We start from the raw sequence: 20441 nt of genomic DNA on the forward strand, positions 1-20441 counted from the left end.
TCAGGAAACTCCTAAAGGTTGTATTTTACTGAAGGAGAGAAAAGTAAAATAAGAGGTATATGCATATATGAATAAGCGAACAGCGTTAATACTTGGTGCAAGTGGTTTAGTTGGACAAGAGATAACGCGTCTATTACTTGAATCAGATTACTATGATTCGGTTACTATTTTTGTAAGAGATCCAATGCAATGGCAACATGAAAAGTTACAGCAGAAACAAGTTGATTTTTCGGTATTAGAGGAATATAAAGAGTTCTTTGCTGTGGATGATGTTTTTAGTTGCTTAGGAACAACAATAAAAAAAGCAAAAACAAAAGCAAATTTTAAAAAAGTAGATTATGAATATACGTTACGAGCTGCTTGTTTAGCTGAAAAACAAGGGGTACAAAATTTCCTTGTTGTGTCTTCTATGGGAGCGAATCCTAAATCATTTTTCTTTTATTCACAAGTGAAAGGAAAAATGGAAGAAGAATTGCAAAAGTTAGTGATCGGTGGTATTCACATTTTTAGACCATCATTATTAGTAGGAAATCGACAAGAATTTCGTTTCGGTGAACGAATGGCTGAAAAGTTATCTCGTATTATTCCTTTTATCTTTAAAGGGGCTTTCAAAAAGTATAAACCAATTTCAGCTAAAGATGTGGCGAAAGGGATGTATATAACCGCGCTGCGAGAAGAATCGGGTATCCATACTTATAATTCAAATGAAATTACAACGATAGAATAAATAAAGCCGAGAAGAATGACTTCTCGGTTTTATTTATTCGTATGAATTTTTCCTGGTGCTCGCTTATATTGGTGAGGTTCTTGCAATTCAAATCCAAGTTCATTGGCTGCTATTCTCGGGAAGTACGGGTTGCGAAGTAACTCACGTCCGATGAAAATTAAATCTGCTTCGTTATCATTTAAAATTTGCTCTGCTTGAGATCCAGTCGTAATCAATCCAACTGCACCAGTTGCAATCTTAGTATACTCTTTAATATGTTTGGCGTATTGTACTTGGTAACCAGGATACACATCAATATGTGCTGGTACAACTGCACCAGAACTACAATCGATTAAATCTATTCCCTGTTCTTTCATCCACTTTGTATACTGAACATAATCTTGAACTGTTAGTCCGTCAGGGTGATAATCATTTGCTGAAATACGAACGAATATTGGTCCGTCCCAAACTTTATTTACAGAGTCGATGATTTCGCGTAAGAAGCGATAGCGGTTTTCAGGTGAGCCGCCGTATTCATCCGTTCGTTTATTAGTAAGTGGTGATAGGAATTCATTGATAAGGTAACCGTGAGCGCCATGTAGTTCGATAACATCAAATCCGGCTTGTTTTGAACGTAACGCGGCCCTCTGAAAAGCTAATATAGTCTCTTTGATTTGCTGTATATTCATTTCTACTGGTATTTTCATCGTATCACTAAAAGGAATTGCAGAAGGAGCGAAAGCATTCGTACCTAATTCAGCTTTTCTTCCGGCGTGAGCGAGTTGAATGGCAGCTTTTGCACCGTTATCATGTATAAAAGTAGTCGTTTTATGTAAGCCTTCAATTAGGTTGTCATCCCAAATGCCTAAGTCTTTGTTAGAAATTCGTCCTTCAGCTAAAACGGCAGTTGCTTCAACCATAACTAAACCTACTTGGCCAGCAGCGCGAGTTCCATAATGAATGAGATGGAAATTCGTAACGCGGCCATCTTCATTCCCCGATGAATACATACACATAGGCGACATAACGATACGATTTTTTAGTGTAACGTTCTTAATTGTATAAGGTGAAAAAAGCTTGGAATTCATCAAATAGCCTCCTTGATTGAATTTTCTTATATTTTACCATTCTCTTTTTTGTTTCTCTAATAAAACGCTTATACGAAAAATTTTGTTTATTCGTGTTACAATGACTAATATGAACTGAATTGGAGGATGACATATGTACCAGGCTTATTATGAAAGCGAAGTAGGTTTGCTAGAAATTACAGCAAATCAAGAAGGCATTACGTCTGTTATATTTGTTGATGAACGACAAGAAGAGAATAAAAATGAAATGATAGAACAATGTATAAATGAGTTAGATGAATATTTTAAAGGGAAAAGAAAAGAGTTTACGGTCCCGCTGTCTGCGGAGGGAACCGCATTTCAAAAAAATGTATGGGATGCTCTTTATACTATTCCGTACGGCGTAAGTGCTTCATATTTAGATATTGCAGAGAAGGTTGGAAATACAAAAGCTGTACGGGCAATAGGAGGGGCAAATAGTCGGAATCCAATTTCAATAATCGTTCCATGTCACCGTGTAATAGGAAAGAGTGGAAAGCTTGTTGGATATGCGGGTGGTTTATGGAGGAAAGAGTGGTTATTAAAACACGAAGGTATTTTGAAATGACGTATGTATGGGAAGAGGGATTGTTTTGAAATGTATAAATTGTGGGCAACCTTGCGAGGAGGAACAGTTAAATTGTGCAAGTTGTCAGCGAAACTTGGATAATGAACAAGATGAAGGCAGCTCGTTAATAGATAAAGAACTAGAAGTATATGTAGGGAGACAATATCCGTATTACAAAAGGAAATGGGAGCTTGAGAATAAGCGGATTGCTAGGTGGAGCTGGAATGGTTGGGCTGCTATTTTCAATATAGGCTGGCTAGGATATCGTAAGTATTATGTACCAGCTGCTTTATTTATGTTGTTATTAGTAGCGTGTGATGCATTTTCGTATTATATGGGATTTAATGTAGCGTTGCCAATCATTAATATGGTACCTCTTACGTTTTTATTACTCATTTTTATTCTGTTTGGAATGGGGATTTTTGCAAATGGATTATACTATCAATTTGCGGAAAGACGTATATACCGAATAAAAGCAAGAGAAATAAAAGATAAATCAGTTGAAAACTATCTAATCAATGATAGCGGCGGAACGAGCAAAATGGGAGCGACAATTGTTACTATTTTAGCAGTTGCTAGCATATTTTTTAGTCATTTCTTTTTTCCGACTGATCGAGACGTTATTCAAAAGGTTCGTACAAGCTCGCTTTATGAATATCCTTTCTTTTCAATAGGTGAATCTTTCGAAAATTATTTTCAAAATTCAGGTTGGATATATTATCGTGGAACGGAAGGGTTAGAATTAGTAGAATTCCAAGGATATAACGCCGGAACGCCAAGACAAAAGGTGAAGATTCAATTTGTTGTCGATTATAAATTAGGTGAAGTGGAACCATACTCACTTATGGTTAATGGTGAATCTAAAACTGAAGAAGAGTTTTTGAAGCTGATGGAAGAAATATTTAAAGTTCAAAATCCATTTGATATAGAGGATGGATTACAAGTAAATGCTATTCAAGGAAGCGACTGGAAAGAAATTTCCGATCGCTTTTTTCTATGTTTGTTAAAATAAATATTTAAAATAATCAGAATCTTTTGTATAATAAAATATATTATATAGGATTTAACTTATACATATAGATTGGGGGAAGGAAGAATGAAGAGAAAGACAACAACAATTGCTGCACTTGCGTTAACGACGAGTGTATTGGTTGCAGGATGTGGGAATGGTGAGAAGGCTTCGACAACGAAGAAAGAATCGAATAAGGGAATGGCCGATAAACAAGTTTTAAATTTGCTAGAAACAGCTGAAATTCCTTCAATGGATACATCTAAATCAACGGATTCTGTATCTTTCCGTGTATTTGTAAATGCAATGGAAGGTTTATATCGTCTAGATAAAGATAATAAACCAACACCAGGTATGGCAAAAGATGTGAAGATTAGTGAAGATAAAAAGACATATACATTTGAATTACGTGATGCGAAATGGTCAAATGGTGATCCAGTTCGAGCACAAGATTTTGTATATGCATGGCAACGTACATTAGATAAAGCAATAGCGGCAGAATATGCATTCATTTTATTTGATGTGAAAAATGCACAGAAAGTAAATAAAGGTGAATTACCAGCAGATCAATTGGGTGTTAAAGCGAAGGATGATAAAACGTTGGTAGTAGAATTAGAGCAACCAGCACCTTATTTTCTTGAGCTTACGTCGTTCCCTACATTTTTCCCATTAAATGAAAAATATGTGAAAGAGCAAGGAGATAAATATGGATTAGAAGCAGATAAATTATTATATAATGGACCATTTACAATGAGTCAATGGAAACATGAACAAAATTATCAGTTAAAGAAAAATCCTAATTATTGGGATAAAGATACTGTAAAGTTAGACGAAATTAATGTAAGTATTGTGAAGGAAACAAGCACGGGAGTAAATTTATATGATAGTGATCAAGCAGATCGAGTTATTTTAACTTCTGAATTTGTTGATAAATATAAAAAGAATAAACCAGATGAATTTAAAACGAAGTTAGATCCACGCATATATTTCTTGCGTTTTAACCAAAAAAATGCAACATTTAAAAACCAAAAAGTACGTGAAGCAATTGATTTGGCATATGATAAAAAAGGAATTGCTGATGTCATTTTAAATGACGGTTCATTGCCAGCATATTTCTTAGTACCTGAAAAATTCACGACAGGTCCGGATGGAAAAGACTTCCGCTCTGTAAATAAAAACTTCCGTGATAGTAAAGATAATGCAGAGAAAGCAAAAAAATTATGGGAAGAAGCGAAGAAAGAGCTTGGTCAAGATACAATTACGGTTGAATTACTAAACGATGATAACGGTAGCCGTAAAAAAGTAGGCGACTTTATTAAAGAAGAACTAGAGAAAAACTTGCCTGGTATTAAAGTGAATTTGAAACAGCAACCATACAAGCAGAAGCTAGATTTAGAAAAGAAATTCCAATATGAATTCTCATTATCTGCATGGAGCCCTGATTATCCGGATCCAATGACTTATATTGATATGTTTGTTACTGGAAGCTCATTTAATGAAATGGATTATTCTAATCCGAAGTATGATGATTTAGTAGCGAAATCAAAAGGAGAGCTATTAAAAGATGATAAAGCACGCTGGAATGCACTTGCGGAAGCTGAAAAAATCTTAATTGGTCAAGACGCAGCAATTTCTCCTACGTACCAACAAAGTACAGCTTATTTAGAGAAGCCGTTTGTAAAAGGCATTGCTAACCATACGTTTGGCGGGGACTTCAGTTATAAATGGGCATATGTTACAAAAAAATAGTACAATAAAAGGTGAGTGAATTTTCGCTCATCTTTTATTTGTATAAGGAGGAATTATAGTTGTTAAGGGGAATCAATCATATTTGTTTTTCGGTATCTAATTTAGAAAACTCTATTATGTTTTATGAAAAAGTATTAGAAGGAGAATTATTAGTTAAAGGGAGGAAATTGGCGTATTTTAACATATGTGGAGTATGGATAGCGCTTAATGAAGAGACACATATTCCGAGAAATGAGATTCATCAATCTTATACGCACATTGCATTTTCTGTTGAACAAGAAGACTTTGAATATCTAATACAGCGATTAGAAGAAAATGATGTTCATATTTTAAAAGGAAGAGAACGTGATGTCAGAGATTGCGAATCTATATACTTTGTTGATCCTGACGGTCATAAATTTGAGTTTCACTCAGGGACACTGCAAGATCGTTTAAATTATTATAGAGATGAGAAACCTCATATGACATTTTATTAGGGAGGGATAGCATTTGCATGCACTTGTAATTGGTGGAACAGGAATGCTAAAGAGAGTTTCTATGTGGCTTTGTGAGCAAGGGTTTCATGTTTCTATTATCGGGCGAGATGAAGTGAAATTAGAAAATGTTAAGCGGATGAGTTCTACACTAGAAAATATTACATGCCTTTCGTTAGATTATCATAATGATGAAGATGTAAAGCTAGCTATTAAAAGTACAGTTGAGAAAAATGGCCCGATCACATTAGCTGTTGCATGGGTACACTCAAGTGCAAAGCATGCACTATCAAATATTTGTAAAGAACTAGATTTATCGTCTAAAACATATAGTTTATTTCATATTTTAGGTAGTAAAGCATCACGTATGACTGCACAAAAAATAGGGAGTACGCGATGTAGTTATCATAGAATTATTTTAGGTTTTATTTTAGAAGATACATATGGAAGATGGCTTACTCATGAAGAGATAGCTGATGGAGTTATAAAAGGGATTGAAAGTAAACGAGCGGAGTGGATTGTAGGGAGAGTTGAACCGTGGGAATTACGACCAACATGGTGAGGGGGAGTAAGAAATGAAAACAACTATATATGTAACAAGGCATGGTGAAACAGAGTGGAATGTAGTGAAGCGAATGCAAGGACGGAAAAATTCTGCTTTAACTGAAAATGGTATAGTTCAGGCGAAACAATTAGGGAATCGAATGAAAGATTTACCAATCCATGCGATCTATAGTAGTCCGAGCGAAAGAACACTTCATACGGCAGAGTTAATAAAGGGGGAACGTGATATACCCATTATAGCGGATGAGCATTTCTATGAAATCAACATGGGTATATGGGAAGGACAAACAATCGCGGATATAGAAAAGCAATTTCCAGAAGAAGTACATCTGTTTTGGAATGAGCCACATCTTTTTCAGTCAACATCAGGCGAAAATTTTGAGGCCGTTTATGAAAGAGTAATTGAAGGGATGCAGCTTCTTTTAGAGAAGCATAAGGGACAAAGCATATTGATTGTTTCTCATGCGGCAGCAGCAAAATTACTTGTAGGGCATTTCGCGGGAATTGAAATAGAAAATGTGTGGGATGATCCATTTATGCATAGTGCTAGTTTGAGCATAATAGAATTTGAAGAGGGTATTGGTAAAGTGAAACAATTTGCAGATATAAGTCACTTTCAATAAATGTAAAAAAGGCCGCAAAACGGCCTTTTTTTGGTGGTATAAAAACTAGCAGTTACGTTTTTTATACCAGAAGTGATCAAATTTCTTATTTTTGCAAGATGGGAATTTATGTCCGCCTTTGCAATCATTCCATTTGTGCCCATCATCGTGACAGTCTTTACCATGATCACATGAATCATCGCAAGAGCCGCCGTGTCCGTGAGGGAAGAATTCGCATTTTTTACAGTAACATCGTTTAGTCCAGTAAAATTTCTTTTCAAAACGTACACATTTTGTAACGAAAGTACAATGTTTTCTACGCGTACGTTTTGTAACTAAAACGCATTCTTTTCTACGTGTTACTTTCGTAACGAACGTCCATTTTTGAACGCGTACACGAGTACATTTCGTAACAAATGTCCACTTTTTAACGTGAGTACATTTTGTAACAAATGTACAATGTTTCACACGAGTACATCTTGTTCTTGGGCATTTACAATCGTCGCTACACTCAATTTTTGAAGAGCAATCGTCATCACATTCGAATGTGCTTGGATCTTGGTGTAAGAAATCCTCCATCCCAGCACTTTTGATTTCTTCAACAGCTTTTCTAATATCACGTTTCATAGAAATCCTCCTTATCATGTATTAAGTTGAAAAGGTATTCTTTTTCCTTAACATGATATGAGAGATGACGTCTTTCTGAACAGGACAAGAGTGTAATTTTCTATAAATAGATGATAGCGGATGTATGGACAAGACAAGGCGCATACATTGAATGAAGAGAACTGAGAAGGGATGAGAAAATATGTTACCTTCATATGATTTTTTTGTTCATCCAATGTACTTAGTGGAATTGAAAAAAGACATTTGGTCAGATAGTCCAGTGCCAGCAAAATTAACTTATGGAAAAAAGAAATATGACATTGATATCGTATACCGAGGAGCTCATATTCGTGAGTTTGAGAAAAAATCTTATCATGTTATGTTTTATAAACCAAAAAAATTTCAAGGTGCGAAAGAGTTTCATTTGAATTCTGAGTTTATGGATCCGTCTCTCATACGAAATAAACTATCGCTAGACTTTTTTCATAACATTGGTGTACTTTCGCCAAAATCACAACATGTATTTATAAAAATTAATGGTCAAATTCAAGGTGTGTATTTACAGTTAGAATCGGTTGATGAAAACTTTTTGAAAAATAGAGGATTACCGAGTGGTTCTATTTATTATGCGATAGATGATGATGCGAATTTTTCATTAATGAGTGAACGAGATAAAGATGTTAAGACGGAGCTCTTTGCGGGTTATGAATTTAAATATTCGAATGAAAATAGTGAAGAACAACTGAGTGAATTTGTATTTCAAGCGAATACTTTGACGAGGGAAGCCTATGAAAAAGAGATTGGGAAGTTTCTACATGTAGATAAATATTTACGATGGTTAGCAGGAGTTATTTTTACGCAAAACTTTGATGGTTTTGTCCATAACTATGCACTATATCATAACGATGAAACAAATTTATTTGAAGTTATACCGTGGGATTATGATGCGACTTGGGGGCGAGATGTACAAGGGAGACCGCTTAATCATGAATATATCCGCATTCAAGGGTATAACACGCTAAGTGCAAGATTGTTAGACATACCTGTGTTTAGAAAGCAGTATCGAAGTATTTTAGAAGAAATATTAGAAGACCAATTTACAGTTTCGTTTATGAGGCCGAAAGTAGAAGGATTGTGTGAATTGATTCGTCCATATTTACTACAAGATCCATATATGAAAGAAAAATTAGAAACATTTGATCAAGAGGCTGATATGATTTATGAATATATAAATAAAAGAAGAAAATATATACAAGACCACTTATATGAATTGGATTAATTTTGAAAGAGATTGAAACGTTATCAATCTCTTTTTTTTGTATAATAAAGATGTATCAATAAAAGTGAAGTAATATATTTGAAAGAGAATGGGGATGCGGATATATGACGATTAAATGGATTGATTGGGTAAAACAAATACAATCTATAACCCAAGCAGGTTTAACGTATTCTAAGGATGTGTACGATATAGAACGCTTCCAACAATTACGAGACATTTCGATTTCGATGATGTCACATTACACAAAAACTGATTGGGAAGTTGTAGAGAAATTATTTGCAAGTGAGACAGGCTATCAAACACCTAAAGTTGATATAAGAGCAGTTGTTTTTCAAAATGAAAAGTTATTATTTGTGAAAGAAAAAAGCGATGGGAAATGGGCATTGCCAGGTGGATGGGCTGATGTCGGTTATACGCCAACCGAAGTTGCAGCAAAAGAGGTTGTCGAAGAGACGGGTTATGAGGTAGATCATTTTAAGTTACTAGCTATATTTGATAAAGAAAAACATCAACCATCTCCATCGGCGACGCATGTATATAAGATTTTCATTGGATGCGAGATTATTGGTGGAGAAAAGAAAACTAGCATTGAAACAGAAGAGGTGGAGTTTTTTGGTGAAAATGAATTGCCTAATTTATCAATTGCTAGAAATACAGAAGACCAAATTAAAGAGATGTTTGCCTACATGAAAGACCCGCAGAAAGAGAAATTAATAGATTAATCCTGCTTGAATTGTACATATTGTTAAAATGAAGATATTGGCAGATTGCAGCCTTTATGTAATAATGGGATGGTATGTGAAGAAAAAAGGAGATAAAAAAGAACATGTTAGCAAACATAATAGATCAGTTATTGCAATTTTTTGCAAGCTTAGGTTACTTTGGAGTAGCTCTTGCTTTAATGATTGAAGTAATCCCAAGTGAAATTGTACTTTCGTATGCTGGCTTTTTAGTAGCGGATGGTAAAATTAGTTTTGTGGGTGCAGTTATCGCCGGAACGATTGGTGGTACTTTAGCCCAAATCTTTTTATACTGGCTTGGATACTACGGAGGGCGTCCGGTTGTAGAGAAATATGGGAAATATCTGCTTATTAATAAACACCATTTAGACATAGCGGAAGGTTGGTTTAAGCGTTATGGAGCTGGCGTAATATTTTCTGCGCGCTTTATCCCAGTAGTACGTCATGCAATCTCTATTCCAGCAGGACTAGCTAAGATGCCATTAAAACTATTTACGCTTTATACGGTTGTAGCGATCATTCCATGGTCAATTCTATTTATATACTTAGGTGAAAAACTTGGTGGGAATTGGCGACAAATTAAAGAGTATGCATCTGATTACACACATTACATAATTATAGGAGCTGTTCTTTTTATTGCTCTATACTTCGGTTTAAAATATTTGAAAAAGAAAAAAACAACACGCTAAAGTCAATGATAATTCATTGGCTTTTTTTATTTGTTTCGGTTCGGTTCTAAAAAAAAAGAGTTGTCCATAATGTATAATAATAAAGCGTAGCGGAGGAATGTGATGAAAGGGTCACCGTTTATACGTGGAACGATATTTTTAACGATGGCAACGATGATATCAAAAATGTTAGGGTTTATATATGTTATACCATTTACAGCAATGGTCGGTACGAGTGGGTACGTTTTATATACGTATGCATATCGCCCCTATACAATTATGCTCAGCATTGCGACAATGGGATTACCACTTGCAGTTTCAAAAATGGTATCAAAATATGATCAACTGAATGATTATCATACGGTTAAGAGAGTGTTGAAAAGTGGAATCGTGTTTATGTTTATAATGGGAGTCATTTCGTGTTTTACGTTATATATGCTAGCTCCGCATTTAGCTAAGCTTGTCATCGATGGAAATGATCAAACGGGGAATAGTGTAGGAGCGGTTACTACTAATATTCGAATTGTAAGTTTTGCGTTAATACTTGTGCCAGTAATGAGTTTATTAAGGGGCTTCTTTCAAGGATTCCAATCGATGGGGCCTTCTGCATTAAGTGTAGTTGTAGAGCAATTTTTTCGGGTTTTAACCATTTTAATAGGAAGCTTTGTCGTTTTATATGTTTTAAAAGCGTCTGTTTCATTAGCGGTTGGTATTTCAACGTTCGGTGCATTTATGGGAGCTGTAGGTGGATTAACTGTTTTAAGTGCATATTATATAAGAAGGAGAAGGCACTTAAAGAAAAAAGAGATGGCAAGTATACCACAAACAACAAAATCCTTTTTCTCATTGTATAAGGAGCTCTTTACATATTCTATTCCTTTTGTTGTGGTGGGCTTAGCAATTCCGTTGTATCAGACTATTGATACATTTACAATTAATAAACTACTTATACAAATAGGGTATATGCAAGGAGAAGCGGAAAAAATTAATGCGATAATTGGTCTTGTTCAAATGGTTGTGCTCATCCCGGTATCCGTTGCGACAGCTTTTAGTATGTCTCTCGTACCAGAGATGACGAAAGCTTACACAGCAGGAAATACGAAGCTATTGTACAAACATTTTACGAGAACAAATGTATTAGTAGTAGCGATTACGGTGCCGGCTGCAATTGGAATGATTGTGTTAGCCAAGCCTGTATATACTCTTTTATTCGGTGCTGGAAATGATCCAGAGATGGGGAGAATCATTTTACAGTATTATGCTCCTGCTTGCATACTATTTTCTCTTTTTACAGTAACGGCTGCTATGCTACAAGGAATCAATCAACAGCAGAAGACGGTGCTAGGACTAGTGATTGGAATTATTGTGAAAATAGTTTTAAATATTGTATTGCTTCCGTATTTCGATTATGTAAGTTTTATTATTTCAACATACGCGGGCTATACGATTTCAGTTGGGTTTAACTTGTGGATGCTTTCTAAATATGTTATAAAGGCAACATAAGCTTTTAAGGCAGAGAGCACTCTGTCTTTTTCTATGTTTATAATATTTTTCTTATAAAAACGTTTTCAAAATAATTTTTCTATTGAAATTTAAACGTATGTTTCATATGCTGAGAATGGCGGTTTAAAAACTGTGATTTAAGAGAGGTAGATTCCTACATGTAAAAAGAATCGGGGTGATAGTATGTTAAATATATATTTAACAGACCGAAACGGAAAACTACAAGAGATTGAGGAAATGCAAAAGGGGTGCTGGATTAATGTACTTCATCCAACAGAAGAAGAAATTCAATATCTAGTACAAACTTTAAATGTAGACTTAGATTTCATTAAAGACCCTTTGGATGATGAAGAACGCTCTCGTATTGAAAAGGAAGACAATAATACTTTAATTATCGTGGATATTCCGACAGTTAGACATGACGAAGAAGGAAATTCGATTTATGACACGATTCCAATAGGTATGATTGTGATGCCAGATTGCTTTGTGACAATTTGTTTAGAAGAAAACCCAATTTTTGAACGTTTTATTAATCAACGTATTAAAGAATTTTATACGTTTAAGAAGACGCGCTTTGCACTTCAGCTCTTATATACGATTTCTACTTATTATTTAAGATACTTAAAGCAAATAAATCGAAAAACAATTGATTTAGAGCATCAATTAAATCAGTCAATGAAAAATAAAGAGATTTTCACATTATTAGGCCTTGAGAAAAGTTTAGTATACTTTACAACGTCATTAAAGGCTAATAAAATTGTGATTCAAAAGTTAATGCGTAATAGTACATTTTTAAAAATGTATGAAGACGATCAAGATTTATTAGAAGATGTATTAATTGAAAATAAACAGGCTATTGAAATGGCGGAAATATATAGTCACATTTTAAGTGGAATGATGAATACTTTTAGCTCCGTTATATCAAATAATTTAAATAGTGTTATGAAACTGTTAACGTCAATTACGATCATTTTATCTTTACCGACGATGGTTTCTAGTTTCTTTGGAATGAACGTAAAGGTTCCGTTTGAAGGGGAAGCCCACGGTTTTGTAATTGTACTCATCATATGTGTAACACTATCTTTCACGTTAGCTTTTGTTTTTTGGAAGAAACGTTACTTTTAACGATAAAAAAGCTGCTCTAGCATAGTTATATAACTACGCTAGAGCAGCTTTTTTGCTATGAAATCTCAAATTTTGAATAGAATATAACTTGTACAATGTAATGTATATAAAGGGTATGTATTCCATATAAACCTTGTCCAATTAATGAAATGGGGTTAAAATTACATATTGTTAATGAAAAGTTGGAGGAAATACATCATGGAATTGTTTCAATTACCGAAAGCATTCCTGCAAATGAATACAATTTTTATCTCCATATTGATCGAAGCACTTCCTTTCGTGCTCATTGGTGTATTTATTTCAGGATTCATTCAAATGTTCGTGACAGAAGATATGGTAGCAAAATGGATGCCGAAAAACCGATTTCTGTCTGTTTTAGTAGCTACTTTTTTAGGGATGTTGTTTCCAGGTTGTGAATGTGGAATTGTTCCGATTGTAAGACGATTAATCGGAAAAGGGGTTCCGCCATATGCGGGGATTGCATTTATGTTAACTGGGCCAATTATTAATCCAGTTGTTTTATTTGCAACATACGTTGCCTTTGGAAGTAGTATGCACATGGTATGGTATCGTTCTATTGTAGCGATTATCGTAGCAATTATCGTTGGAATTATATTATCATTTATGTTTAGAGAACATCAATTAAGAGATGATCACTTCCCAGAAGTGAATCATAAGCGTCCATTACGTAAAAAAATGTGGGATGTATGTACGCATGCTGTTGAGGAATTTTTCTCGATGGGAAAATATTTAGTATTAGGTGCGTTAATTGCAGCTGCAGTTCAAACGTTCGTACAAACTTCAACACTTCTTGCTATAGGACAAGGGCCGTTCTCTTCACCAGCTGTTATGATGGGACTTGCTTACATATTATCACTTTGTTCAGAAGCGGATGCGTTTATTGCTTCATCATTCCAAAGTACATTTTCAACAGCATCACTTGTCGCGTTCCTTGTTTACGGACCGATGGTGGATATTAAAAATATGTTTATGATGCTTGCGACATTTAAAACGAAATTTGTAATTGTCGTTACAGTTACAGTTACACTTGTTGTTTATGCAAGCTCACTACTCATTTATGCGATGGGGTGGTAGGTTATGTTTCGAGCGTATATATTATTAGGTTTTACAATATTAATTGCGCAGCTTCATATTTCGGGTAACATTACGAAGTATATCAATATGAAGTATGCTTATTTATCAACAACAGCAGCAATTATTTTAGGTTTCTTAACGATTGTACAAATTATCGTCGTTTTCCAAAAAGAGCACCAAAAGGAAAAAGAGAAAAATGATTGCAGTTGTGACCATAGCCATTGCGGGCATGATCATTCAAAAGATGAGAATACATGGTGGAAAAAAGCATTTTCGTACTCATTGTTTTGTTTTCCGATTATCTCAGGCTTATTTTTCCCGATTGCAACGTTAGATTCAGATATTGTTAAGGCGAAAGGATTTCATTTTCCTGTTGCACAAGCAGAAAGTAAGGATCCATTTATGACAAGACAATTTCTAAGACCTGATACGAGCATTTATTACGGGAAAGAAGGATACCGCGGTGTAATGGAAAAAGGGAAGAAAGAGTTTGTTACGAAAGACAATATTAATTTGAAAGATGAAGACTTCCTAAAGGGTATGGAAACAATTTACAATTATCCTGGCGAGTTTACTGGGAAAAAATTATCTTTTAAAGGGTTTGTTTTTAGAGATGATTCTTCTAAAAAAGAACAATACTTCTTATTCCGTTTCGGTATTATACATTGTGTAGCAGATTCTGGTGTGTATGGTATGTTAGTGAAAAAACCAGAAGGTGTAGAATGGAAAAATGATGATTGGATTCAAATAGAGGGAGAAATTTCTACTGAATTTTATCAGCCGTTTCATGCGAATATTCCTGTATTAGAAGTAACGAAATGGAATAAAGTTGAACAGCCGAAAGAACAATATGTATTTAGAGGGGCCGATTGATAAGATCGGTTCTTTTTTGTGGACTAAAAGTTCTGAATGTTGTTAATATTAAACGTGTAGTTCATTTCGTATAGTGATTATTGAAATATTAGGGATAAATCATTAAAGGGGTGATAACAATGACAGAAGTAAAGGGGAAAACAGCCAATGAGTCAAGGGTGTTCAAAACGAGCCGAGTATTCCCAACAGATTTAAATGATCATAACACGCTATTTGGTGGGAAGATATTAGCGGAGATGGATATGGTTGCTTCTATTTCAGCATCCAGACATTCGAGAAAGGAATGTGTCACAGCATCTATGGACTGGGTCGATTTCTTACATCCTGTTCGTTCTTCAGATTGTGTTAGTTATGAATCTTTCGTAATTTGGACGGGAAGAACTTCAATGGAAGTGTTTGTGAAGGTAGTGGCTGAAGATTTAATCTCAGGTGAGAAGCGTATAGCGGCAACGTCATTCGTTACTTTTGTGGCACTTAGTAAGGAAAATAATCCAGTTCCTGTACCGCGTGTTATCCCTGAAACAGAAGAAGAGAAAGAATTACATCGTATTGCTGTGTTACGTGCAGAACAGCGTCATATACGTAAGGCAGAGAGTAAGAAAGTAGCCACATTGTTAACCTTTTGAGATGAATATTTAGCCATTTAATTTACTATAGTAGGCGGAAATGGTTTTAAAATGAAAAGCGGACACCTAAAAATAGGTGTCCGCTTTTATAGTTTTTTCATCCACATATCATATGACAGTAGCTACTTAGCAGAAGCAAGCAGCACCGACGATGATTAAGAGGATAAATAATACGACTAGTAGCGCAAATCCATTACCATGTGCGAAGCCCATTGTTATTTCCTCCTTTTATTTTAAGATACAACATACAATATGCAAATGAGCTATTGTTTGATATGGACATATATCATGCAATGACATATTTTCTTGAATGATAATGTAATAAAAAAGGGAAGATATAGAAATAACAGTAAGTGGAGAAAGGAATTTATCCATGAAGCACTTTTTCGCTATAATTCTTTGTTTAATAGGTGTATTCATTTGGATGAACATCGATGTGGAAATGGGGAAGGAAATGGCTAGTGAATATGAATTAGGACAAGTTCGATTAGGTGAATTTCAACTATATACGAACGGTGAAGAGTTATATAGAAAATTATTTGACGATATAAACGATGCAGAAAAGTATATATATATCCATTTTTATATTGTAGGAAAAGATGAAATAAGCCAAGAGTTTTTACAGTTATTAGAGAAAAAAGCATCTAGCGGAGTAGAAGTGAAATTGTCAGTCGATCGGATAGGCGGATATAAGTTGAAGAAAAAGGTAATTAGCCGATTAAAGGAAAACGGTGTGAAGTTTACATTTAGTAAAAAACTGAAACTGAAAAATGTGTTCTATTCTTTGCATCAACGGAATCATAGACGCATTGTTACCATAGATGGAAAGATATCATACGTCGGTGGCTTTAATATCGGAAAGGAGTACCTTGGACAAGATCCGAAGTTTGGGCCATGGCGTGATTATCACGTGCGCATCCATGGTGATGGTGCAGCGGATATGGAAAGAAAGTTCGCCGAAGATTGGAAAGAAGATACAGGAGAAAAAATGCCTATACATGAAAGTATACCTACATTAGGGAATGTGAAATATCAATATTTATTTTCAAATGGAAAAGGCTTATGGGAAAAGTATGGGACACTTTTAAAAAAGGCTAAAAAGTCTTTAATTATCGCTACACCATATTTTGTACCAAGTAAAGAAATGGTGAAAGAGTTAAAAGCTGCATTAAATCGTGGTGTTAATGTAAAAATTCTCGTGCCATTTAAAAGTGATGCCATATTGTTAAAACAAGCTGCCTATCCATATTTGAAAGATATGTTACATGCTGGAGCGGAGATTTATCAATATCGAAATGGATTCTTTCATGGGAAAGTAACAATCATTGATGGAGAAATTGTTGATATTGGGACAGCGAATTTTGATAATAGAAGTTTTTATTTAAATTGCGAGTCTAACTGTATCATATATGATAAAACAGTTGTTGATGAAGTATGGAGTCGATTACAGGTAGACTTTCATAAATCAAAACGATTTTCTGAAGAAGATTTTGAGAAAATTAGTGGATGGGATTGGTTTTTAGCAAGAATAGCGAATGTTTTAGCATCATATTTATAGCATATGGACAAAAGAGAAGGGAGGCGCTTTAATGGACTGTATGAAAGAATTAATGAGATATAGTTATATGCTAATATACAAGGTTGGAGAGTATGCTGGAAAGGTCAGAGACGAAGAATTAAAAAATCTATTACAGCACCATTTACCATATATGTTACAAGCATATAATGAACAAGTAAATTTTCAAGAAGGAGAGAATGTGCAGCATATAACCTGTGAAACAACGGAGTTTGATTTGCATGAAATGGAAAAGGAGACAGTTAGTAAATATACAGGGGATATTCATATTGCAACCTGTTATATTGCGCACTTGAAACGATTAGCTTTAAAGTTTGCTCAAGTTGCAGTGGAAGTTGCTAATCCGGAGTTTCGCTCATTTTTGGAAAATTGTTTCTTGAAAATGAACCGTTACGCTTATAGTGTGTGGCAATATGTTATGAAGAAGGAATATAAGATTACACATCTATATGAAAATGAAAAGTTTGCATGAGAAACTAAGGCGGAATGGTATGCGCCTTAGTTTTTTTACGTCCATTGAGAGGGGAAAACTAGTTTTATTGTGTATCAATTGGAAATGAAATATATAAATTTAAATTAGGTTTTGTTATCAGAAAATTTACAAAAATTTACCGTATATTTACTGTTTTTCAATCTCTTCTTTAAAAATAGAGAGTAATATGAGGTTGTACATATTCTATCACAAGGGGGAAACGCAAATGAATAAATGGGTTAAATCATTAACTGCTATGGCACTTGCAAGTTCTTTATTAATGGTAGGTTGTAGTAAAGGTGAGGACAAGAAGAAAGAAGACGAAACAACAACACAACAAGAGGACAAAAAGGATAAAGAAACAAGCGGAACTGAGAAGTCTACGGATTCTAAAGAAAAGAAATAATGTAATAATAGAGCTTCCTCTTTTATATGAGGAAGCTTTTTTGTTGTAAATTGATTGAGATTATTGAAAAATAGAAAGAGAATGAAAGAGGGGGAAAACAAATGAAAGTATGTATATTGGGAGCAACAGGACGAGTAGGTTCAAATATAATTAATTTAGCATTAAAGGATTCAGCTGAAGTGACTGCATTAGCGCGTGATTTAAATAGAATAGAAATACAACATGAAAGGTTACGAGTTATAGAAGGTAATGTATTGAACGAAGAGGATATAAAGAAAGCGATAGAAGGAAGTGATATAGTAATTAGTGCACTTGGAACGGATCAAAATAGAACATTAGCGAAGAGTATGCCACAAATTATAAAGCAAATGGAAGAAGCAGGGGTTCATAAAATTATTACAGTAGGAACAGCCGGTATTTTACAAGCAAGAACAAATCCAAATTTATATCGTTTCCAATCAACGGAATCCAAAAGGAAAACGACAACAGCAGCAGAAGATCATTTGGCTGCATATAAGGTACTAAGTAATAGTAATAATTTATGTTGGACAGTTGTTTGTCCGACACATTTAATAGATGGTGAGGCGACAGAGGTATATCGAACTGAAAAAGATATATTGCCAGAAGGTGGATCAAAAATTACAGTGGGTGATACGGCACACTTTGCATGGGATCTATGTAAGAAAAACATATATGAAAATAGCCGAGTAGGTATTGCATATTAAAAAACCATCCCGAAGTCGGGATGGTTAAAAGATGATATAACATACGAAGATGATAATCATAATGATTTGGAGAATTGCTTTCGCTACTGTACTGCTTAAAAAACCAACTACAGTAGCGACTCCAACTAGAAAGGCATCTTTTGGCGCTTTTTTATGCACTAGTTCTGTTATAAATACTGATAAGAACGGTATGATAATAAGTCCGAATGGTGGGAAGAAAAACGATCCAACAATGATAGAAATCATTCCGACACGTTCGCCCCATTTAGAACTACCGTATTTTTTTAAGAAATATCCATTTGCAATAAAATCAGCAACGAAAATGAAAAGAGTGAAAATGACTTGAATAATCCAAAAAGAAGTTGTTAATTCTCCTCCATTTATACCGAAATGGTAAATCAAATATCCAGCCCAGACAGCTAGTATGCCAGGGATAATGGGATAAATAAAGGCGAGAAATGAAACAATGAAACAGGCAATGATACAAATTGTTAATAAAACAGTCACTTTATAGCTCCTTTTTAATATCTAGTTTATGTACAGCAACTTTTTTGACTTGATGTCCATCAAGTTCTAATACTTTAAATTGAAAACCAGCATATTCAATGGAATAGCCAGCTTCAATATTTAAGTCAACTGCTTGAGAGAGAATCCACCCTCCGATTGTATCTAAATCACTATCATCAATATGTAGGCCAAACATATCATTTACTTCAGAAATAAGTACCTTTCCATCTACAACAGTAAGCTTAGGTGTACGTTTTTCAATCATAGGTGGTTCATCCGCATCGAATTCATCTTGAATTTCTCCAATGATTTCTTCAAGAATATCTTCCATCGTTAAAAGTCCGGCAGTGCCACCATATTCATCCATAACGATTGCCATCTGAACGCGATTTTTTTGAAGGTGGACTAACGTTTTACGAATTGGAACTGTTTCAAATACAGTTAGAACAGGATGTATATAAGATTCAAGTGGTTTATAAATACCTTTCGTTTGATCATGGAATACTTCTTTCGTATTGATCATCCCAATGATATCATCTTTATCTTTTTCAATGATTGGATAGCGTGTATATTTCTCAGTAGCGACGATATCCATATTTTCTTCTAACGTATTTTCAGTAGATAAGCAAATCATTTCGGTACGAGGAACCATAATTTCTTTCGCAACTCGATCATCAAATTCAAAAATGTTATTTACATATTTATATTCGGTTTGGTTTATTTCACCGCTTTTAAAACTTTCACCTAAAATGAGTCGCAATTCCTCTTCAGAATGAGCAAGTTCATTTTCTTTCGCAGGTTCTAATCCGAGTAGTTTTGTGAAAAATATAGCTGCACTATTTAGTAGCCAAATGAATGGATACATAATTTTATCAAATAAAATAAGTGGTCTTGCAAATTTGAGTGTGATTGCTTCTGCTTTTTGAATTGCGAAAGACTTTGGAACTAACTCACCTAATACAACGTGGAAAAATGTAATAACACTAAAAGCAATAACAAAAGATAAAGTGTTAGCCATTGTTCCAGTAATATTAATTTTTTCAAAGAGCGGTCGTAGCATATGCTCCACAGTCGGTTCACCAAGCCAACCAAGCCCTAAAGAAGTGATCGTAATGCCGAGTTGACAAGCTGATAAATAAACATCTAAATTAGATAGGACACTTCTTGCAGCTAAAGCTTGTTTATTACCTTCATTTGCAAGTTGGTCAATTCGACTTTTACGTACTTTTACAACAGCGAATTCTGATGCGACGAAAAAGCCAGAAATAAGAATAAGTACAAATATGAGAAAAATATTTAATATGTCCAAGTGTGTTCTCTATTCCAAGGTTTGGAATAAAGATGTCACCTCCTGCAATTATGTTATACTTTTATAATAAATCCAAATGAAAAGAATAGTCAAAGGAAAAGGGTAAATATTGGTATGTTTCTGTAATAGTTTTTGAATTTGCTGTTATTTTGTC

General features: G+C 34.5%; 24 protein-coding genes. 19 read left to right on the plus strand and 5 right to left on the minus strand.

Annotation, left to right across the window (positions count from 1 at the left end; translation table 11 throughout):
• Positions 1-67 precede the first annotated feature (67 nt).
• Complete coding sequence (locus tag DOS87_RS10000) at positions 68-727, plus strand: oxidoreductase (RefSeq protein WP_001042730.1); 660 nt, start codon at positions 68-70, stop codon at positions 725-727.
• A gap of 29 nt (positions 728-756) precedes the next feature.
• Here DOS87_RS10000 and namA read toward each other — a convergent pair whose 3' ends face one another.
• Positions 757-1794: an NADPH dehydrogenase NamA gene (gene namA, locus DOS87_RS10005; RefSeq protein ID WP_001086172.1), complete on the minus strand. Its 1038-nt coding sequence runs from the start codon at positions 1792-1794 to the stop codon at positions 757-759.
• Positions 1795-1927: 133 nt separating this feature from the next.
• Between namA and DOS87_RS10010 the strand changes: the two genes are divergently transcribed.
• From DOS87_RS10010 to DOS87_RS10035, 6 genes are all read left to right on the plus strand, one after another.
• Positions 1928-2380, plus strand: a complete 453-nt coding sequence (locus DOS87_RS10010) for a methylated-DNA--[protein]-cysteine S-methyltransferase (RefSeq protein ID WP_000283913.1) — start codon at positions 1928-1930, stop codon at positions 2378-2380.
• A 7-nt stretch (positions 2381-2387) separates the two neighbouring features.
• Positions 2388-3392, plus strand: a complete 1005-nt coding sequence (locus DOS87_RS10015; RefSeq protein WP_017763053.1) for a DUF2628 domain-containing protein — start codon at positions 2388-2390, stop codon at positions 3390-3392.
• Between the two features lie 84 nt (positions 3393-3476).
• Positions 3477-5138: a peptide ABC transporter substrate-binding protein gene (locus DOS87_RS10020; protein WP_000824270.1), complete on the plus strand. Its 1662-nt coding sequence runs from the start codon at positions 3477-3479 to the stop codon at positions 5136-5138.
• Between the two features lie 59 nt (positions 5139-5197).
• Positions 5198-5614, plus strand: coding sequence for a FosBx1 family fosfomycin resistance bacillithiol transferase (gene fosB, locus DOS87_RS10025; protein ID WP_000943764.1), 417 nt, complete (start codon positions 5198-5200; stop codon positions 5612-5614).
• Positions 5615-5627: 13 nt separating this feature from the next.
• A complete protein-coding gene (locus DOS87_RS10030) occupies positions 5628-6173 on the plus strand; it encodes a short-chain dehydrogenase (protein ID WP_000543153.1) in 546 nt (181 codons plus the stop codon).
• 13 nt (positions 6174-6186) lie between these two features.
• Complete coding sequence (locus tag DOS87_RS10035) at positions 6187-6798, plus strand: phosphoserine phosphatase 1 (protein WP_000858837.1); 612 nt, start codon at positions 6187-6189, stop codon at positions 6796-6798.
• A 45-nt stretch (positions 6799-6843) separates the two neighbouring features.
• Here the strand turns inward: DOS87_RS10035 and exsB are convergent, their stop codons facing one another.
• Positions 6844-7404 carry an exosporium protein ExsB gene (exsB, locus tag DOS87_RS10040; protein ID WP_000817480.1) on the minus strand — a complete coding sequence of 187 codons (561 nt, stop codon included), beginning with the start codon at positions 7402-7404 and terminating at the stop codon, positions 6844-6846.
• A gap of 181 nt (positions 7405-7585) precedes the next feature.
• On the opposite strand from exsB, the gene cotH reads away from it, so the two are divergent.
• From cotH to DOS87_RS10080, 8 genes are all read left to right on the plus strand, one after another.
• Positions 7586-8662 (plus strand): spore coat protein CotH, encoded by a 1077-nt coding sequence (cotH, locus tag DOS87_RS10045; protein ID WP_000938005.1) that lies wholly within the window; start codon positions 7586-7588, stop codon positions 8660-8662.
• 104 nt (positions 8663-8766) lie between these two features.
• Positions 8767-9384 (plus strand): NUDIX hydrolase N-terminal domain-containing protein, encoded by a 618-nt coding sequence (locus DOS87_RS10050; RefSeq protein ID WP_000153595.1) that lies wholly within the window; start codon positions 8767-8769, stop codon positions 9382-9384.
• 104 nt (positions 9385-9488) lie between these two features.
• A complete protein-coding gene (locus tag DOS87_RS10055; protein WP_000880690.1) occupies positions 9489-10091 on the plus strand; it encodes an undecaprenyl phosphate transporter UptA in 603 nt (200 codons plus the stop codon).
• Between the two features lie 102 nt (positions 10092-10193).
• Entirely contained in the window at positions 10194-11573 is a 1380-nt protein-coding gene (locus tag DOS87_RS10060; RefSeq protein ID WP_000678844.1) for a putative polysaccharide biosynthesis protein, read from the plus strand.
• Positions 11574-11756: 183 nt separating this feature from the next.
• Positions 11757-12698, plus strand: a complete 942-nt coding sequence (locus DOS87_RS10065) for a magnesium transporter CorA family protein (RefSeq protein ID WP_000932389.1) — start codon at positions 11757-11759, stop codon at positions 12696-12698.
• Positions 12699-12896: 198 nt separating this feature from the next.
• A complete protein-coding gene (locus DOS87_RS10070) occupies positions 12897-13793 on the plus strand; it encodes a permease (protein ID WP_000418726.1) in 897 nt (298 codons plus the stop codon).
• A gap of 3 nt (positions 13794-13796) precedes the next feature.
• Positions 13797-14666 carry a TIGR03943 family putative permease subunit gene (locus tag DOS87_RS10075; protein ID WP_000488058.1) on the plus strand — a complete coding sequence of 290 codons (870 nt, stop codon included), beginning with the start codon at positions 13797-13799 and terminating at the stop codon, positions 14664-14666.
• 119 nt (positions 14667-14785) lie between these two features.
• Positions 14786-15292, plus strand: coding sequence for an acyl-CoA thioesterase (locus DOS87_RS10080; protein ID WP_000141164.1), 507 nt, complete (start codon positions 14786-14788; stop codon positions 15290-15292).
• Positions 15293-15418: 126 nt separating this feature from the next.
• Here the strand turns inward: DOS87_RS10080 and DOS87_RS10085 are convergent, their stop codons facing one another.
• Positions 15419-15505: a YjcZ family sporulation protein gene (locus DOS87_RS10085; protein ID WP_000505094.1), complete on the minus strand. Its 87-nt coding sequence runs from the start codon at positions 15503-15505 to the stop codon at positions 15419-15421.
• Between the two features lie 160 nt (positions 15506-15665).
• On the opposite strand from DOS87_RS10085, the gene cls reads away from it, so the two are divergent.
• From cls to DOS87_RS10105, 4 genes are all read left to right on the plus strand, one after another.
• Positions 15666-16850: a cardiolipin synthase gene (gene cls / locus DOS87_RS10090; RefSeq protein WP_000680093.1), complete on the plus strand. Its 1185-nt coding sequence runs from the start codon at positions 15666-15668 to the stop codon at positions 16848-16850.
• A 31-nt stretch (positions 16851-16881) separates the two neighbouring features.
• Positions 16882-17340: a spore coat protein gene (locus tag DOS87_RS10095; RefSeq protein ID WP_000340541.1), complete on the plus strand. Its 459-nt coding sequence runs from the start codon at positions 16882-16884 to the stop codon at positions 17338-17340.
• Positions 17341-17566: 226 nt separating this feature from the next.
• Positions 17567-17746, plus strand: coding sequence for a hypothetical protein (locus DOS87_RS10100; RefSeq protein WP_001045962.1), 180 nt, complete (start codon positions 17567-17569; stop codon positions 17744-17746).
• 101 nt (positions 17747-17847) lie between these two features.
• Positions 17848-18471 (plus strand): NAD(P)-dependent oxidoreductase, encoded by a 624-nt coding sequence (locus DOS87_RS10105; RefSeq protein ID WP_000861641.1) that lies wholly within the window; start codon positions 17848-17850, stop codon positions 18469-18471.
• Between the two features lie 24 nt (positions 18472-18495).
• Here DOS87_RS10105 and DOS87_RS10110 read toward each other — a convergent pair whose 3' ends face one another.
• Both DOS87_RS10110 and DOS87_RS10115 read right to left on the minus strand, forming a co-directional pair.
• A complete protein-coding gene (locus tag DOS87_RS10110) occupies positions 18496-18978 on the minus strand; it encodes a DUF456 domain-containing protein (protein WP_000217335.1) in 483 nt (160 codons plus the stop codon).
• 1 nt (position 18979) lies between these two features.
• The gene (locus tag DOS87_RS10115) at positions 18980-20287 is read right to left on the minus strand and encodes a hemolysin family protein (protein ID WP_000353743.1); all 1308 of its coding nucleotides are present in this window, start codon (positions 20285-20287) and stop codon (positions 18980-18982) included.
• Positions 20288-20441 lie beyond the last annotated feature (154 nt).

Origin of the sequence: Bacillus sp. CR71 (genome assembly GCF_003429245.1) — a bacterium.
In the GTDB taxonomy this organism is placed as follows: Bacteria; Bacillota; Bacilli; order Bacillales; family Bacillaceae_G; genus Bacillus_A; species Bacillus_A thuringiensis_S.

Excerpts from the sequence above, each read along its gene's own strand:
- DOS87_RS10010 (WP_000283913.1), top strand. The coding sequence starts at position 1,928 with ATGTACCAGGCTTATTATGAAAGCGAAGTAGGTTTGCTAGAAATTACA.
- DOS87_RS10000 (WP_001042730.1), top strand. The coding sequence starts at position 68 with ATGAATAAGCGAACAGCGTTAATACTTGGTGCAAGTGGTTTAGTTGGA.
- namA (WP_001086172.1), bottom strand. The coding sequence starts at position 1,794 with ATGAATTCCAAGCTTTTTTCACCTTATACAATTAAGAACGTTACACTA.
- exsB (WP_000817480.1), bottom strand. The coding sequence starts at position 7,404 with ATGAAACGTGATATTAGAAAAGCTGTTGAAGAAATCAAAAGTGCTGGG.
- DOS87_RS10065 (WP_000932389.1), top strand. The coding sequence starts at position 11,757 with ATGTTAAATATATATTTAACAGACCGAAACGGAAAACTACAAGAGATT.
- DOS87_RS10100 (WP_001045962.1), top strand. The coding sequence starts at position 17,567 with ATGAATAAATGGGTTAAATCATTAACTGCTATGGCACTTGCAAGTTCT.
- DOS87_RS10020 (WP_000824270.1), top strand. The coding sequence starts at position 3,477 with ATGAAGAGAAAGACAACAACAATTGCTGCACTTGCGTTAACGACGAGT.
- DOS87_RS10060 (WP_000678844.1), top strand. The coding sequence starts at position 10,194 with ATGAAAGGGTCACCGTTTATACGTGGAACGATATTTTTAACGATGGCA.
- DOS87_RS10035 (WP_000858837.1), top strand. The coding sequence starts at position 6,187 with ATGAAAACAACTATATATGTAACAAGGCATGGTGAAACAGAGTGGAAT.
- DOS87_RS10085 (WP_000505094.1), bottom strand. The coding sequence starts at position 15,505 with ATGGGCTTCGCACATGGTAATGGATTTGCGCTACTAGTCGTATTATTT.
- DOS87_RS10095 (WP_000340541.1), top strand. The coding sequence starts at position 16,882 with ATGGACTGTATGAAAGAATTAATGAGATATAGTTATATGCTAATATAC.
- DOS87_RS10105 (WP_000861641.1), top strand. The coding sequence starts at position 17,848 with ATGAAAGTATGTATATTGGGAGCAACAGGACGAGTAGGTTCAAATATA.
- cotH (WP_000938005.1), top strand. The coding sequence starts at position 7,586 with ATGTTACCTTCATATGATTTTTTTGTTCATCCAATGTACTTAGTGGAA.
- DOS87_RS10015 (WP_017763053.1), top strand. The coding sequence starts at position 2,388 with ATGGGAAGAGGGATTGTTTTGAAATGTATAAATTGTGGGCAACCTTGC.
- DOS87_RS10075 (WP_000488058.1), top strand. The coding sequence starts at position 13,797 with ATGTTTCGAGCGTATATATTATTAGGTTTTACAATATTAATTGCGCAG.
- cls (WP_000680093.1), top strand. The coding sequence starts at position 15,666 with ATGAAGCACTTTTTCGCTATAATTCTTTGTTTAATAGGTGTATTCATT.
- DOS87_RS10055 (WP_000880690.1), top strand. The coding sequence starts at position 9,489 with ATGTTAGCAAACATAATAGATCAGTTATTGCAATTTTTTGCAAGCTTA.
- DOS87_RS10070 (WP_000418726.1), top strand. The coding sequence starts at position 12,897 with ATGGAATTGTTTCAATTACCGAAAGCATTCCTGCAAATGAATACAATT.
- DOS87_RS10050 (WP_000153595.1), top strand. The coding sequence starts at position 8,767 with ATGACGATTAAATGGATTGATTGGGTAAAACAAATACAATCTATAACC.
- DOS87_RS10080 (WP_000141164.1), top strand. The coding sequence starts at position 14,786 with ATGACAGAAGTAAAGGGGAAAACAGCCAATGAGTCAAGGGTGTTCAAA.